Source organism: Fibrobacter sp. UWH5 (assembly GCF_900142505.1).
Classification (GTDB): domain Bacteria; phylum Fibrobacterota; class Fibrobacteria; order Fibrobacterales; family Fibrobacteraceae; genus Fibrobacter.
The window spans coordinates 1-15,251 of the sequence record NZ_FRBB01000010.1; the positions used below are offsets into that span (position 1 = coordinate 1).

The 15,251-nt window shown below is 51.9% G+C and carries 12 protein-coding genes; 6 read left to right on the forward strand and 6 right to left on the reverse strand.

Features of this window, described 5'->3' with window-relative positions; genetic code table 11:
- Positions 1-308: 308 nt before the first annotated feature.
- The 4 genes from thrH to sufB form a co-directional block, all read right to left on the reverse strand.
- Positions 309-926, reverse strand: coding sequence for a bifunctional phosphoserine phosphatase/homoserine phosphotransferase ThrH (gene thrH, locus BUB38_RS09330; protein WP_073159879.1), 618 nt, complete (start codon positions 924-926; stop codon positions 309-311).
- A gap of 20 nt (positions 927-946) precedes the next feature.
- The gene (locus BUB38_RS09335; protein ID WP_073159882.1) at positions 947-1,828 is read right to left on the reverse strand and encodes an Hsp33 family molecular chaperone HslO; all 882 of its coding nucleotides are present in this window, start codon (positions 1,826-1,828) and stop codon (positions 947-949) included.
- A gap of 101 nt (positions 1,829-1,929) precedes the next feature.
- Positions 1,930-2,493, reverse strand: a complete 564-nt coding sequence (locus BUB38_RS09340; RefSeq protein WP_073160043.1) for a DJ-1 family glyoxalase III — start codon at positions 2,491-2,493, stop codon at positions 1,930-1,932.
- Between the two features lie 446 nt (positions 2,494-2,939).
- Positions 2,940-4,355, reverse strand: coding sequence for a Fe-S cluster assembly protein SufB (sufB, locus tag BUB38_RS09345; protein ID WP_073160045.1), 1,416 nt, complete (start codon positions 4,353-4,355; stop codon positions 2,940-2,942).
- 98 nt (positions 4,356-4,453) lie between these two features.
- Between sufB and BUB38_RS09350 the strand changes: the two genes are divergently transcribed.
- The 3 genes from BUB38_RS09350 (at position 4,454) to BUB38_RS16360 (ending at position 7,243) form a co-directional block, all read left to right on the forward strand.
- Positions 4,454-5,494, forward strand: coding sequence for a histidine phosphatase family protein (locus tag BUB38_RS09350; protein ID WP_139258384.1), 1,041 nt, complete (start codon positions 4,454-4,456; stop codon positions 5,492-5,494).
- A gap of 21 nt (positions 5,495-5,515) precedes the next feature.
- Positions 5,516-6,925: a sodium-dependent transporter gene (locus BUB38_RS09355; protein WP_073159886.1), complete on the forward strand. Its 1,410-nt coding sequence runs from the start codon at positions 5,516-5,518 to the stop codon at positions 6,923-6,925.
- Positions 6,926-7,075: 150 nt separating this feature from the next.
- Positions 7,076-7,243, forward strand: a complete 168-nt coding sequence (locus tag BUB38_RS16360; protein ID WP_158535448.1) for a hypothetical protein — start codon at positions 7,076-7,078, stop codon at positions 7,241-7,243.
- A gap of 6 nt (positions 7,244-7,249) precedes the next feature.
- Here BUB38_RS16360 and BUB38_RS09360 read toward each other — a convergent pair whose 3' ends face one another.
- Both BUB38_RS09360 and BUB38_RS09365 read right to left on the reverse strand, forming a co-directional pair.
- Complete coding sequence (locus BUB38_RS09360; RefSeq protein ID WP_073159888.1) at positions 7,250-10,309, reverse strand: type IA DNA topoisomerase; 3,060 nt, start codon at positions 10,307-10,309, stop codon at positions 7,250-7,252.
- Positions 10,310-10,342: 33 nt separating this feature from the next.
- Positions 10,343-10,807 (reverse strand): hypothetical protein, encoded by a 465-nt coding sequence (locus BUB38_RS09365; RefSeq protein ID WP_073159890.1) that lies wholly within the window; start codon positions 10,805-10,807, stop codon positions 10,343-10,345.
- A 739-nt stretch (positions 10,808-11,546) separates the two neighbouring features.
- Here BUB38_RS09365 and leuA2 point away from each other — a divergent pair.
- From leuA2 to BUB38_RS09380, 3 genes are all read left to right on the forward strand, one after another.
- The gene (gene leuA2, locus BUB38_RS09370; protein WP_249269331.1) at positions 11,547-13,118 is read left to right on the forward strand and encodes a 2-isopropylmalate synthase LeuA2; all 1,572 of its coding nucleotides are present in this window, start codon (positions 11,547-11,549) and stop codon (positions 13,116-13,118) included.
- A gap of 66 nt (positions 13,119-13,184) precedes the next feature.
- The gene (locus tag BUB38_RS09375) at positions 13,185-13,562 is read left to right on the forward strand and encodes a hypothetical protein (protein ID WP_073159892.1); all 378 of its coding nucleotides are present in this window, start codon (positions 13,185-13,187) and stop codon (positions 13,560-13,562) included.
- Positions 13,563-13,574: 12 nt separating this feature from the next.
- Complete coding sequence (locus BUB38_RS09380) at positions 13,575-15,248, forward strand: alpha-glucosidase (RefSeq protein WP_073159894.1); 1,674 nt, start codon at positions 13,575-13,577, stop codon at positions 15,246-15,248.
- The last annotated feature ends 3 nt before the right edge of the window (positions 15,249-15,251 follow it).

Below are 15,251 nucleotides of genomic sequence, written 5' to 3' on the forward strand. Positions count from 1 at the left end.
CCGCCTGACATAATCCAGGCCAAATTCAAGAAATTTTAAACAAAAAAGGCACGGCGATACACCGTGCAGGGGGGAATCTTTGTCCAATATCAATAGGCTATGTTCTTTCAAAGTGTAGATGTAATATAACTATCTAAAAAACACACCCTATTACTTACTGACTTTTACCTATCTAAAAACTGTATCTTAGATACTTGGTCTAACCTAATTTTTGTTTGGTTAGACCATTTTTTTTTATTTAAAAGTATGCGGAAACAAAAATAAACGCCGCTTTGGAGCGGCGTTTATTAGCAGTAAAGCCCTAATAATTAAAGGGTGTCCTGGAACTTATGGAACTTTTCGAGGAGCTCTGCGTAAGTCTTGGTGGCTTCCAGCTGGGGGAACTGAGCGACGATGGAATCCGGTGCGCAGAAGAAGCAACCCTTGTCTGCCTGCTTCAGCATGCCGGTGTCGTTAAAGGAGTCGCCGCTGGCGAATACCTTGAAGTTCAGGTCTTGCAGGGACTTGACCACCTTGGTCTTCTGGTCGTTCAGGCGCAGGTGGTAACCCTTGATCATGTCATTTTCTACAACAAGGTTGTGGCAGAAAATGCTGGGCATGCCCAGGTTCTTCATGATGGGGTAGGCGAATTCCTGGAAGGTGTCGCTGAGGATGATCACCTGGGCTTCGTCGCGGAGTGTGTCCATGAAATCGCGGGCGCCTTCCAGCAGGCCCAGGTTGGCGATTACATTCTGGATGTCGCTGAGCTTGATGCCTTCGCGTTCCAAAATCTTGATACGGCCCTTCATCAGAACGTCGTAGTCGGGAATGTCGCGGGTGGTCAGGCGCAGGTCGGCGATGCCGGTCTTTTCTGCAACGGCAATCCAGATTTCCGGAGCGAGAACGCCTTCAAGGTCCAGGGTGACGACACATTGTTTGGTAAACATATTAATCCTTCGGATTGACGTTAATTCTTTTTACGGCTGGCGATGATTTCGCGCAGGTCGTTCAGGGTGATCTTATACTTGTTGCGGCAGAAGTCGCAGGTGACGTCCAGGTCTTCGCCGTCTTTTTCCAGATCTTCCAGGTCATTGAGGGGGAGGGTCGCTACGGTACCCACCATGCGTTCCTGGCTGCAGGGGCAGTAGGCCTTGGGTTCAATTTCCTTGACGATGTCGATTTCGTAGGGGCCGCGGAGCTGGTCCAGCAGTTCATCCAGGTCAAAGCCTTCGGCCTTGGTCATGTCCTTGAAGGTGGGCAGGTTCTGGATGATCACTTCAATCAGGTTGATGTCCTTGTCTTCAAGATCCGGAAAGGCTTCGATGTAGAAACCGGCGGCGTAGTCCAGTTTGCTGGGGTCTTCTTTATTGAAATTGGCTTCGATACCCACGGCGGAACGTACCTGTTCGGACTGCAAGAGGTAGCTGGCCAGATTCTGACCCATAGAAACGGAGGGGGCCTCGATAATGCTTTCGTGAACGCGCTTGCCCTGTTCGTTCAGCTTGACCACCTTGACGGTCTGGGGAACGAGTGCGGGTTCGTTGCCGCCGATGGCCTGCAGTTCGCTCTGCGGAATCATGGCGCGGATCAAACCCTGGGGAGTGGAGTCTGACTGGATGCAGGTGATTTCGCCACCAAAGCTGGTGGTGAAACTTACGGTGCCGGGGAACTTGAGGCCTGCGCTCAAAAAGAGGCTGGCGATGGAGTTCTCGGCCATGAGCTTGAGGGCGTAACCCTTGGCGTCATGCTGCTTGCCGATGGTGTTCATGGTCTTGGTCAGGTCAACCACAATCAGGCGGAAGGGAGTCTTCTTGCCTGTGGCGCGGATAATGCGATCTTGAAAATTCATAGGGCCAAATTTAGTAAAAAAGCCCCAAGGTTTCACCTTGGAGCTGTCGCAAACTGAGCCGTTTCAAAGGCCTGCGCTTCGGTGGAGCGCGCCCCGAAGTTTTAGCGGGCTACCACCTGCTTGCGGATCTTTTCGGAGGTTTCGCGGTTGGCTGCCTGGGCCAGGCATTCAAAGGCGAATTCTTCGGCGGTACCGGCGCCGCGGCTGGTAATGATGTTGCCATCGACGACTACGCGGTCGGTAAGGAACTGCTTGCAGTCCAGTTCCACTTCGCAGCCCGGGAAGCAAGTACACTTGCGGGTCTTGAGGAGACCTGCCTTGGAAAGAACCAGCGGGGCGGCGCAGATGGCGAAAATCCACTTGCCTTTGGAATCAAAGTCGCGCAGGACGTCGGCAACGGCTGCGGAAGCCTTCAGATTCTGAACGCCGGGGCCGCCACCGGGGAGGCAGACTGCATCGAAGTCGGCGAGGCTAGCTGCGGCTCCTGCCATCACGTCTTTCAAGAGAACGTTTGCCTTGATGGCCAGACCATGGGCGCCTACAACTTCCAGGCTATCGCTGATGGAAGCCAAAGTCACATTCAGACCGCCACGCTGCCAGTAGTCAAAAGGAGTAACGAATTCGGTTTCTTCAAAACCGTTAGCCATCAAGAAAAGAACGTTCATAAAAACCTCGTTGTTTGCGGGTTCCATCTAGAGGGGGCCGAAGACCATGCGTTTCTTAGGTTTGTAGGAGTGGAATCCAATTTTTTCACAATATAACAAGAAATGAATCTAATCGGAGTGAAAGTGGTGTCTTTTCGGCAAAATGGGTTACTAAATATGTTTGAAGATGTGTTTTAGTAACCCCTTTTTTGAATAAATTAAACAAAAAGTGCTGGTGAAAGGAGCTTTTCCTGTGTGAGGCTCTTATTGTGGGTTACTAAAATTGATGTGTAAAGGACTTTAGTAACCTTTTAAAGAGAAAATGTTGTAGATAAACTAAATATTGGGTTACCAAAACGTTGAAAATGGTTTGTTTAGTAACCCCTTTTGTAAAAATACGCTCAAAGATGGGGGGGCGGTTGTGTTTTCCGGTGACACGCGGAGGGGCGCTCAGGATGACACGCGAGTTACCCCACGCTGTGTTCCAGCTTCAATGTCAGAAGCTGGCGGGCTTCGGTGGCGAATTCGCCGGGGAGTTCCTTGAACACGTCCTTACAGAAACCGCCTACCATGGCCTGAATGGCGTCTTCGCGCTTGATGCCGCGACTCTCGAAATAGAACAGCTGGTCTTCGCTGATGCGGCTGGTGGTGGCTTCGTGTTCCGTCTGTGCGGTGGGGTTTGCCACCGTGATATACGGGAACGTATGGGCGGCGCTCTTGTCACCAACCAGCATGCTGTCGCACTGGGTGTAGTTGCGGGCGCCTGCGGCTCCCTTACGGATAGAAACCTCGCCGCGGTAGGCGTTGCTGGAGCAGTCGGCGCTGATACCCTTAGAAATAATGGTGCTCCTGGTGTTCTTACCGATGTGGATCATCTTGGTGCCGGTATCGGCCTGCATGTGTCCGTTGGTAAGGGCAACGCTGTAGAATTCGCCTACGGAGTTGTCGCCAACCAGAACGCAGCTGGGGTACTTCCAGGTGATGGCGGAACCGGTTTCTACCTGGGTCCAGCTGATGCGGCTGTTCTTGCCGGCGCACTTGCCGCGCTTGGTCACGAAGTTATAGACGCCACCAGCACCAGTTTCGCGATCGCCGGCGTACCAGTTCTGCACGGTGCTGTACTTGATCTTGGCGTTTTCGTTGGCTACCAGTTCTACGATAGCGGAATGGAGCTGCTTGCTAGAGAATTCAGGAGCGGTGCAGCCTTCCAGGTAGCTGACTTCGGCATTGTCGTCGGCGATAATCAGGGTGCGTTCGAACTGGCCTGCTTCCTTGTTGTTGATGCGGAAGTAGGTGGACAGGTCCATGGGGCACTTGACGCCTGCGGGAATGTAGACGAAACTTCCGTCGCCAAAGACGGCGCTGTTCAGGGCGGCAAAGTAGTTGTCGCCTGCAGGGACCACGCTACCCAGGTACTGTTCAATCAGTTCCGGATATTCCTTGATGGCGTCGGAAATACTGCAGAAGATAATGCCCATTTCCATGAGCTTCTTCTTGTGGCTTGTATAAATACTGACGGAGTCGAATACGGCGTCCACGGCTACGTTGGCCAGGCGCTTCTGTTCGTCCAGGGGAATTCCCAGCTTTTCGAAGGTGGCCAGAAGTTCCGGGTCCACGTCTTCGATTTTTTCGTGGGATTTCTTGTTCTTGGGAGCGGAATAATAGACGATGTCCTGCAAATCTACAGGTTCAAAATTCAGTTCGCCCCACTTGGGCTGCTCCATGGTCAAGAGCTTTTCGTAGGCTTTCAGGCGAAAATCCAGCATGAACTGAGGTTCGCCACGGAGAGCGCTGGCACGGCGGATGACATCTTCGTTAAGACCCTTTTCAAAAGCCTCGTTCTCGATATCAGTCACAAAACCATACTTGTAATTTTCGCTCATGATCAACCTACGTTCTTTATAAAATTAGCGGCTCAAATATACAAAAATTAAAAAAGTGGAAAATCTTGAAAAAGATCATCTTACTATATTGGAACATTATGATGAAGAAATTTTTATTGCCCATTTCTATAGCCGCCATGCTCTTTAGTGCATGTGGTAGTGATAGTTCCAATGATTCTGGTGTGGCCGTCAATCCGCCTGCCGATGATCCGCAGACTCCTCCCATAGAAACCCCGGTTAATCCGGCCAGCTCTGCCACGGTTGGTGATGATCCCAACTCGCAGCCCATCGAATCTTCTGCCTCGCTGGAAATTTCTTCTGCATCCGAGATGCCTCTGGACACTTCCTTTGTGCCCGAGGGCGATACCTCTTCTATCAGCGGCATTACCGGTAACGATATGCCCTTCGAAATCCTGACTGAAGAAATCGAAAAGGACCGTCAGTATGTCGCTGCTTCGGCCATTACCGATTACGAAACGGTTCAGTCTGTTTATGAAAGCCTGGAAGAGGGCGACAAGGTTGCCTTTGTCATTCGTCATGGCCGTCGCGAAAGTGGTGTCGGTGTTGAATCCAAGCTGACCGAGGCCGGTATCGAACAGTCTCAGCGCCTGGGCGGTTTTTTGGCCAGTTCCGAAGCTTTCTCTTACGGTCATACCGATTTCGTGCGTACTCGCAGTACCGCAATCAACATTGCCTACGGTCGTGGTGAAGATACGACCAGCTTCCAGTCTGTCATTACCAATCGCCTGGTGGCCAGCACCTACATCAAGGACATGGAACTTTTTGAACAGTACAAGAAGGATTCTACCGCCAGTATTAATGAAGGTGAAGTATACTCCCAGTGGGCCTTCGATGGTTTGCTGACCTCCGCCTTCTATGACCTGGAAGCCCGTGCCGTTCAGACGATTGTGCAGGGAATCATTCCCAACATGTCTGAAACCAACCGTGTGAATATCTTTATTAGCCACGATATGTTCCTGATGCCCTTGATGATTTACGTCTCTGACCGTAAGATTGATCGTTTGCGCTACCATGTTTCCAAAAAGGGTGTGTACTACCTAGATGGCGTGGCCGTAGTTATCAAGGCTAACGGAGAACGTCGCTACCACGTTGTGAACGGCATTGAATTTGGAACCTAAGAAATCTGCGGGTTATTGAAAATGAATCAAAGAGAAAATTTTAAATCTCGTCTTGGCTTTATTTTGATTGCGGCGGGTTGCGCCATTGGTATCGGTAATGTTTGGCGTTTCCCCTTCATTACGGGCCAGTACGGTGGTGCCGCATTCATCCTGATCTACTTGTTCTTCCTGGTGATCTTGGGCTTGCCCGCCCTCATTGCCGAATTTGCTGTCGGTCGTGCCAGTAAGCGCGGTATCGGCCGATCTTTCGAAGAACTGGAACCTGCCGGTTCCAAGTGGCATATTGCCAAGTATCCCATGATCGTCGGTGACTACCTGCTGATGATGTTCTACACCACGGTGAGCGGCTGGATGATGTACTACTTCTACCACATGGCGGTGGAAGGGGATATTCATGGCCTGTCTCCTGAACAGGTGGGTGAACGATTCGGCACCATGTTGGGGAATCCCAGCGTGCAGGTGGGCTGGATGGCTATTGCTACCATTCTCGGTCTGGGAATCGTTTCTCTGGGCTTGCAGAAGGGCGTGGAACGTGTAACCAAGAGCATGATGTCTATGCTTTTCGTGATCATGATTATTCTTGCCATCCGCGCTGTGACCTTGCCCGGCGCTGAAGAAGGCCTCAAGTTCTACTTGCTCCCGGACTTTGCCCGTCTGCAGCAGCAGGGCGTTACCGAAGTAATCTTTGCCGCCATGGGACAGGCTTTCTTTACCTTGAGTATCGGTATCGGTTCCATGTCCATCTTCGGAAGCTACATCGGCAAGAAGCATACCCTAGCCAAGGAAGCGGTGAATATCTGCGTCCTGGATACGGTGGTGGCCTTGCTTGCCGGTTTGATCATTATTCCCAGCTGCTTCGCTTTCAATGTGGAACCGGGTGCTGGTCCTGGCCTTGTGTTCGTGACTCTGCCCAACATCTTTAGCCAGATGCCTGCGGGTCGCTGGTGCGGTGTGGCCTTCTTCCTGTTCATGAGCTTTGCCGCCCTGAGTACCTTGGTGGCCGTGTTCGAAAACATCATCTCTTTCTGGATGGACCTGAAGGGTTACGACCGCAAGAAGGTGGTGAAGTGGAACATTCTGGCGATTATCGTTCTTTCCTTGCCTTGTGCTTTGGGCTTTAACGTGCTTTCTGGCTTTCAGCCCTTTGGTGCTGGCAGCGGCGTTCTCGACCTGGAAGACTTTATCGTTTCTAACACCTTGCTGCCTCTCGGTAGCTTGTTCTTCGTGGTGTTCTGCAACTTCCGTTACGGCTGGGGCCAGAAGAATTTCTACGATGAAGTCAATACCGGTAGTGGTATGAAACTTCCCGTAAACGGGATTGTCCGTTTTTACATCAAGTGGATTCTGCCCTTGATCGTGCTGGTCATTTTCATTATGGGTTACATCCAGAAGTTCGCTCCGGATTTCTACAACCAGATTCTTGGTAAGTAGTTTTGCAGGCTGTTAAAGTCTAACTGATAAATGATCGACAAATAAGTCCGGCGGGTAAAACCGTCGGTCTTTTTTTGTATATAAAATTGTCAGAAATTGACGCGAATGTAAACCTATATTTGTACACGTAAAAAAGAAAAAGGATTAACTATGCACAATATTCTGAACATCCAGCGTAACAACACTCTCTTCGGTCTTCTTCTGGCAGCAGCTCCCGCTGTTTTCTGTGCAATGCTGGTGGGGGCCGGCAGTGTCGTGGCTGCAGCCGCTGTTACCGTAGCTTACCTGAGCGTTCTTGTGGGCGAACGGATCGATTAAGGTTTGCTATTTCTGCTTGATGACTTCAACAGTCAACTTGTTAAAGCCCAGCTTTCCGCCTTCGCGGATTTCTAGGGCGGCACGGAAGGTGGTGACGTCCTTCTTGAACGGTTCTAGCACCGGCGAGAACTTGTTCTTCAGCAGATTTTCCACTTCTTCGTCAGAGAATTTGCGCTGGTAGAACACTTGCGGAATGCCGTAACCGCATTGCATGCACTGGTAGCCGCCATCTACCTTGCGTAGGAAACCTCCGCAACCGGGGCAGGGGTATTCGCGACGGAGGAACTCAAATTCTACGCGGCCTACGGGGCTCATTTTCAGGAAGGCGTCAAAGTTTTCGCCCTTCTTGTTCTTGAATCCGCTAATCAGTTCCGTTTTTTCGCCGTTGAGCAAGGCCTTGATGTCGGCGGCCCGAAGTTTCTTGCCGGCGACTGTTTTGAACAGTGTGAACTTGCAGTCACAGGGGTTGCCTTGTTCGTTCCGGTCGGTGCCGCGGCCGGTGCAGAAAATGGCGTTCTTGTTTTCTTCTAGGGTGTGTTTGCAGATGGGGCACTTAAACTTGGTTTCGGTACCGTGGAAGTGTCCGTCATTTTCGAAGGCGAAGGTGGCCTTGTGATCGCTATCCCAGACCACCTTGGCGCTAAAGGCCTGGCCCTTCTTAGTGATAAAGTCGGTGATGACGTCGGTGGTGCCGTTGCTGAACAGCTCCGCCATTTCTTCGTCGCTCATGACGTGGCCGGCGATAGTCTTATAGAAAACGAAATCGCAAGGCTCTTCGCAAATGAGACGGTTGCCTAAACTTTTTAGTTTCTTTTGGCACTTGGGGCAGGTATAGTCTGTGGGGGCTGCGTCCTGGGGTTCGTCGCTAAATTCAAATCCGATGTTGCCGTCTTCGCCAAGAACCAGGTTGGCGCTGAAGGTGGTTCCCTTCTTGCTCTTGAAGCCGCTGAGCAAGTCAGATTTGCCGGTGGCCAGAAGCTTGCCCATTTCGGCGTGGCTAAGGGTGCGGCCTGCAATGGTGTGGCCTGCCTTGAAACCGCATTCGCCATTCTTGCAGACGTATCCCCAGGGGGCGATTTCCATGGGCTGGCTGCACTTGGGGCAGGGGAGAGCTTCTGTTACGGTTTCTCGTTCAAACTGGCTGCCGTATTTTTCGTGAAGCTGAACAAAAAGTTCCTTCACATATTCCACGATGCCGTCGCGGAATTCCTTGGGATCCAGGTTGCCCTTTTCTACTTGGGAAAGCTTGTATTCCCATTCGCCGGTCATTTCGGGGGACTTGACTTTTTCGTCCATGAGGGCGATGACTTCGCGGCCGCGGGCGGTACTGACCAGATTGTTTTTCTGGGCTTCGATGAATCCGCGCTTTTTCAAGGTCTCGATGATGCCTGCCTGAGTGGCTGGAGTTCCAAGACCGCGGTCCTTCATGGCTTCGGCCAGTTCTTCGTTGTCGATCTGCTTGCCTGCTGTCTTCATGGCGGCAAGGAGGGTGGCTTCGGTATAATACTTGGGCTTGGACTTCTTTTTCTTCTGAAGTTCCAGGGCGTCGAAGGGGGCCTTGTCGCCCTGCTTCCAGTCGGGGAAGGATTCCACGATATTGGTAATGTCGTCAGAATTGCCGCTGTCGTCGCCGGATTTTCCGTCGGCTGCGGCGGAGTCGGCGCCTGCGTCGCCCTTCTTCTTGGATTTGGCCTTCTTCTCTTCTTTGACTAGGGCACGGAAACCCAGGTCCTCGTTCTGCTTCAGCTTAAGGCGGAAGGTTTCTGCGTCACTGCCCGCAGGGGCGGTCAGTGTCACTTCCATTTCATTCCAAACATAGGGTTTCAGCCATGCCTGGACAAAACGTTCCTTGGCCAGATTGTAGATGTTCTCTTCCATTTCAGGGAGACCGTTGGGCTGTTCCCCTGTAGGAATGATGGCAAAGTGGTCCGTGACCTTGCTGGAATTGATGAAGACGAAATTTTCCGATTCCGGACGCATGATCCCTTGCTGCTGGGGCGTTGCCAGGCGTTGTGCCAGGGCGTAAGCTTCCTGCTTCATGGTGTCGGGCAGGTAGGCGGAGTCGGTACGGGGATAGGTAAGCAACTTCTTTTCGTAAAGATTCTGGGCGCAATCCAGCACTTGCTGGGCGCTGTACTTAAAACGCTTGTTGCCTTCTTTCTGCAGTTCCGTCAGGTCGAAAGGTTTTTGGGGGAACTGCTTTTTCTGCTGGACGTCAATGCCTGCGATGACCGCATCTTCGGGCGGGGCGCATTTGTCCACTACGGCCTGGGCCGGTTCCTCTTTTTCAAAGACCGCCACTTTCAGGGCAGGGCCTTCTGCGCTGTCCTTGCCAGAATCCTTGGCGTCGCGGTCGGGGCGCAGCAACTGTGCCTGGAATCCTTTCCAGGTTCCCACTACGCTGTAGTAATACAGTTCCTTGAACTGTTCCACCAGGGCGTCACGTTCTACAATCAAGTTTAAAGTGGGTGTCTGCACGCGGCCCACAGAAATCATCTTGCCGCGGCCAGCCGTAAGCGTATAGGCTCGAGTGGCGTTAAGGCCTACCATCCAGTCGGCGCGCTGACGCAGGCGAGCGGCATAACTCAAGTTTAATCGCTGGGTGGCATCTTCCAGATTTTTCCAGGCCTTGTCCAGATCCTTGGCCACATAGCTGTTCACCCAAAGACGCTTGATCTGCTTTTGCTTAAAGGCGGGGGTAAAATCAAGGACCAGGTCAAAAATCAGATTGCCTTCGCGGCCGGCATCGGCGCCGTTCACGAGGACATCCGCCTTACTCATCATTTCTCGCACAACAGTTAGCTGTTTTCTTGTGCTTTCAATCTCCATAAGGCGGAACTTTTCGGGGAGCAAAGGCAAGTTGCCCAATTTCCAGCCCCCTTCGAAACCGGGGTAGGCATCAAGGGGGGCCAGGGTAATCAAGTGACCCACACACCAGGTAATGCAATGGTTCTGCCCAATCAGGCAACCATCTCCCTGTGTGAATTTTTCGCCCTCCAGGCGTTCCAGCATAGGTTTGTAATGTTGGTTTGCAACGGAAGGTTTTTCGGCCACTAATAGAATCATGGGGGCAAAGATAATAAAGTTCGAACTTTTTTATTACAGGATGGGGTCCAAGTTCTGCAAAGCCTTGGCGGCGGCTCCCTGGGCGAATTTCTGTTCCAGATCCGTGAACTTCTCGTTCCAGAATTTTGTTTTTTCACAGGAGAGGCGCGCTCCCCGTTCATAAATCCACAGGTAACAATCCTCGTCGACGACTTCGTAATCGGATCCGCCGTTGAACACATTGGCTACACCGTAAACTTCGTGGTCCTTGCTCAGGATGACCTTGCAACCCAGAAGCATGGAGAGATTTTGACAAGCCTGTTCCAGGGCGACATTGTCCAGGTCCTCGCTCTTCATCGAGAATCGGGAAACGTTCCGCTCGTCGATTTTCAAACCCAGGGATTCGAAGTCCTGTTCGACCCAACTCATCTTGTTGATAAACTTGCGAAGCGAAGAAATGTCCTGAACCTGGTCCGGTTCCGGAAAAATTCGCCCTCTGACAGTATACTCGTGTTCCATAAAAAGAAAAGTAGAAAAAACGCAGCGCGATTATAAAACTAGTATCTCCCCGCTTTGTCGCCTTTTACAAAGAAATCCACCTACGTTTCCAAAGCCCGAATACGAGCAGAATGGTCTGCGATATCCGCCTGCTGTTTTATCCATGGGGGCGAGGAACGCATTTCCCGTAGTGCGAAATAAATTCGCGGGCGATTGTCGGGCGATATACAAAAAAGTCGGTGTTTCCGACGGAAAGAATATATGAAATTCAAGAGTCATGTCTGACATCTATGTTTAAGGAAGATATGACCGTTAACAGTGCGTTCTTGTCGGTGAGCATACCATGGAACTGGAAAAGCCGGCCATGTCTGGTATCTATGTCCTTCGTGTCTCGGCAGGAAATTCAAGTCGGAACATGCTGATTAAATTCTAGCAGTCTGGTCTTGTTGAACAGCTACTAAAAAATAAGGAGTTTCCCTTGCCGTGGGGGAAACTTCTTTGTATATTCATCAGCATGAAAATGATCCTAGACCTACAACTTCTACTTTGCACCGCTCTGTGTAATACCGAGGCGAGGTTTTAGGGTATTGAATCAATAAGACTTTTTTTATTGAAATTGAACACTAAAAAGGCTTGCTTCCTCGGGAAAGCGGGCCTTTGTTTTTTGGTCAGAGGGATAAAAAAAGCTATCTTTGAGATTGAAAATTAAATGACTTTGCGTTCCCGGTGAAAATCGAGGGAAGCGGCAAGGAGATGAAAAATGAAGTGCATGATGGATTGTGCCGATCAGGCAAGAAAACCGTTTTTTTACGACGTCACTCTGCGTGACGGTAACCAGGCTCTGCCCAAGCCCTGGAATAACGCCCAGAAGAAGGACGTTTACCTCCAGTTGTTGAAGCTGGGTGTGCAGGGGGCCGAAGTGGGTTTCCCGGCTTCTAGCGAAATGGATTTTGAATCTTGTAAGGAACTGGCCCAGCTCACCGCAAAGATGGCTGAAGAAGGTGATGAAGTCGCCCAGAAGATCGTGGTGGCTGGTCTTGCCCGTTGCGTCCCCAGCGACATTCAGCGCTGCTGGGAAGCGGTCCAGTATGCTCCCAATCCTCGTATCCACACCTTCTTGGCAACTAGCCCCCTCTCCATGGAACATGTGCTGCACATGACTCCGGAACAGGTGAAGGCCAAGGCCGTGGAATGCGTGAAGTTGGCAAAGTCTCTGGTGGGTGACCGCGGTACCGTGGAATTCAGCTGCGAACATTTCGGTGACTGCCTGGAAAACATGGACTTTGTCATTGAAGTTTTGAAGGCCGTGGTGGAAGCGGGGGCAACTACCTTGAACTTGCCCAACACCGTGGAACGTTATCGCCCCATGCTGTACATCTCCCAGATCAAGCAGGTGTACGATGCTCTGCCCAAGAACGTGACTATTTCTGTTCACTGCCATAACGACCTGGGCATGGCAACTGCCGCTACCCTGGAAAGTTTCTTCGTGGGTGCAACCCAGATGGAAGTGGCCTTGAATGGCCTTGGCGAACGTTGCGGCAATACCAACTTCTACGAAGTGGCTGTGGGCCTGCACAACTCCGGTGTAGACACTGGCCTGCATCTGGAAAGAATTTACGAAACCGCCATCCTGATTTCTCAGTGGTCCGGTATCAACATCTACAATCGTGCTCCGTTGATCGGTGCCGAAGCTATCGTCCATCGTAGCGGTATCCACCAGGATGGCGCCAGCAAGACCAAGGACATGAAGAAGGGTGCATACCGCCCCATCGACTACTCCATCATCGGCCGTAACCAGAACGATTCCCTCAGCTTCACCAGCCAGAGTGGTCGTACCGCCGTGTACGAAATCATCACCAAGTTCGGTTACAAGATGAGTCTGGCCGAAGCCGCCGAACTGCAGCCCATCTTGAAGGCTTGCAGCGAAAAGGAAGGCGAGCTGAGCGCCGAACGGGTTCTGGATGTTTTCCGCGAACAGCGCGTTAACGTGAACGGCCGTTTGGTGTTCAACAACATCGAAGTTGTTCCCGATGAAAACCGTTTCGTGTTCCACTTCAAGAAGGACAAGGAGCCCATAATCAAGTCCATCACTGCCGAAGGTCCCATTGAAGCTGGCCTTATGCTCATGCGTGAAATCGGCATGCCGGTGGAACTGGTGAAGTATCGCCAGGTGGTGGTTCCTGAAAAGGATTCCATGTGGGCTGGTCGCGGTCTCAGCCGTATTGTGCTGAAGGCCAATGGCAAGGAAGTGGAAGGCCGCGGTGTTTCTAGCGATACTCTGAAGGCTAACATGCGCGCCCTGTTCGGCGGTGTGAACCTGCTGTACAGGTAGGCTGTAAGTGTCATTCCGAGCGTAGCCACGAAGTGGCGAAGTCGAGGAATCTAGAGTAGAGGAATTATGGATTTAACTGGTAGACTGACACGTCCGTTCAAGAAACGCTACGCCATGTACGCCGACAAGGTCGGTGGTTTTGTGGTGCCGATAAAGGATGCCGTGGCAGGTCTGCTGGGCCACTTTCCCGATGTAAAGGCTTTTGCCGGTTCCGAGGATCTGGCTGATTCCGATGAGGCTTCTGCCGGTGCCGAGGGTGCCGCAAATGGTGCCGCTCCGGCAGGGAAGGTGGGCCTGCTGGATCGCATTAAGAACTTCAAGAAATCCCTGAAGGAAATGAGCGACTTCCAGAAGCTGATCCTTTTGACCATCGCCGTTGTTCTGCCTGCCGGAATTTTGGTGGCCACGATTCTAGTGGGCCTGATCAAGAAGCACAAGAAATAGTTTTGACGTCGTATGCAGCGCTGGAAACATACCATTGCCTACGAAATTTATCCCAGCAGTTTCCAGGACTCCAACGGAGATGGAATCGGGGACCTGAACGGCATTACCAGCCGGCTGGATTATCTGAAGTCTTTGAACGTGGGGGCGATCTGGCTTACGCCGGTGTATGCGTCTCCCATGGTGGATAACGGCTACGACGTTTCCAATTTTTACGAAATCAATCCCCTGTATGGAACCATGGCCGACATGGACAACTTGGTTGCCCAGGCCCATAAGCGTGGCATCAAGATTGTGATGGACCTGGTGTTCAACCACATGTCCGATCAGTGTAAATGGTTCAAGGAATCCAAGTCCAGCCGCCACAATCCCAAGAGCGATTGGTTCATCTGGAAAGATGGCGTTGCTGGCGAACCGGGAACGCGACCGGCTCCTCCCAACAACTGGCGCGGTATCTTTGGTGGCTCCGTGTGGGAATGGAATGAAGAACGTCAGCAGTACTACATGCACACCTTCGCCACCCAGCAGCCCGACCTGAACTGGGAAAATCCCGACGTGCGCCAGGCCCTTTTCGACATTGCCAACTTCTGGATTAAAAAGGGCGTGGGCGGTTTTAGAATTGACGCCATTCCCTACATCAAGAAACCGAACGGCTTTGAAAGCGGAACCCCTGATGCAAGCGATGGCCTGGTCAGCGTTCACACCATGACCGTAAATACCCCGGGTGTCCTGGATTTCTTGCAGGAGTTCAAGAAGAACGTGACTCAGGGCAAGGACGTGTTCACCGTGGCCGAGGCAAACGGCGTGGGACCCGACGACTTGAAATATTGGGTAGGGGAGAACGGCGCCTTCGATATGCTCTTCGAGTTTGGCCACCTGCACGATGTTGAAATCTGGTGCAAGCCGTCGCCCTACGGCATCATGGATTTTAAGAAGGCTCTGCTGGCAAGCCAGGAGGCCACTGCGAAGAACGGCTGGTATCCTGCCTTTTTCGAAAATCACGACAAGCCCCGCTGCGTGAACAATTACTTTAGCGAACGGGTGGCTGCCGATCCCAAGCTGCGCGTGTTGGCGGCTAAGGCCATGGCTACGCTGCTCTTGACCTTGCGAGGGACTCCCTTCCTTTACGAGGGTCAGGAAATCGGCATGACCAACGTGCAGTGGAACGACCTGGAAAAGTACGACGAAATCAATACCAAGGCCCAGTACAAGATGGCCCTGCAGGAAGGCTTTTCCCACGAGCAGGCCATGGCCTTCGTAAACCGTTTTAGTCGCGACAATTCCCGCACGCCCATGCAGTGGAACGCCGACGCCAACGCCGGATTCACCACGGGCAAACCCTGGCTCTCCGTGAACGACAACTATGTCGAAATCAACGTGGCGGCCCAGGAATCGGACCCAAACTCCGTGCTGAATTTTTACCGTCGACTGATCGCCTTGCGCTCTTCCAATGCCGATCTGGACGGGGGCCCCTTTACGGCGCTGCTCCCCGAACACGAACAAATGATGGCCTATAGGCGAGGTGACGGCATTGTGGTGCTGGTTAACCTTGGCGAGACGGAAGTTGAATATGATGGACGCCTGGTAGAGAACCGCAAACTATTAATAGGCAATTACGAAGGTCCGTTTGAATCGTCGGGCGTAACAAGAGTTTTAAGACCGCTAGAAGCTGTAATCTATGGGATGTAATAA

Coding starts and splice junctions, on each gene's coding strand:
- thrH (WP_073159879.1), bottom strand. CDS start 926: ATGTTTACCAAACAATGTGTCGTCACCCTGGACCTTGAAGGCGTTCTC.
- BUB38_RS09335 (WP_073159882.1), bottom strand. CDS start 1,828: ATGAATTTTCAAGATCGCATTATCCGCGCCACAGGCAAGAAGACTCCC.
- BUB38_RS09340 (WP_073160043.1), bottom strand. CDS start 2,493: ATGAACGTTCTTTTCTTGATGGCTAACGGTTTTGAAGAAACCGAATTC.
- sufB (WP_073160045.1), bottom strand. CDS start 4,355: ATGAGCGAAAATTACAAGTATGGTTTTGTGACTGATATCGAGAACGAG.
- BUB38_RS09350 (WP_139258384.1), top strand. CDS start 4,454: ATGATGAAGAAATTTTTATTGCCCATTTCTATAGCCGCCATGCTCTTT.
- BUB38_RS09355 (WP_073159886.1), top strand. CDS start 5,516: ATGAATCAAAGAGAAAATTTTAAATCTCGTCTTGGCTTTATTTTGATT.
- BUB38_RS16360 (WP_158535448.1), top strand. CDS start 7,076: ATGCACAATATTCTGAACATCCAGCGTAACAACACTCTCTTCGGTCTT.
- BUB38_RS09360 (WP_073159888.1), bottom strand. CDS start 10,309: ATGATTCTATTAGTGGCCGAAAAACCTTCCGTTGCAAACCAACATTAC.
- BUB38_RS09365 (WP_073159890.1), bottom strand. CDS start 10,807: ATGGAACACGAGTATACTGTCAGAGGGCGAATTTTTCCGGAACCGGAC.
- leuA2 (WP_249269331.1), top strand. CDS start 11,547: ATGAAGTGCATGATGGATTGTGCCGATCAGGCAAGAAAACCGTTTTTT.
- BUB38_RS09375 (WP_073159892.1), top strand. CDS start 13,185: ATGGATTTAACTGGTAGACTGACACGTCCGTTCAAGAAACGCTACGCC.
- BUB38_RS09380 (WP_073159894.1), top strand. CDS start 13,575: ATGCAGCGCTGGAAACATACCATTGCCTACGAAATTTATCCCAGCAGT.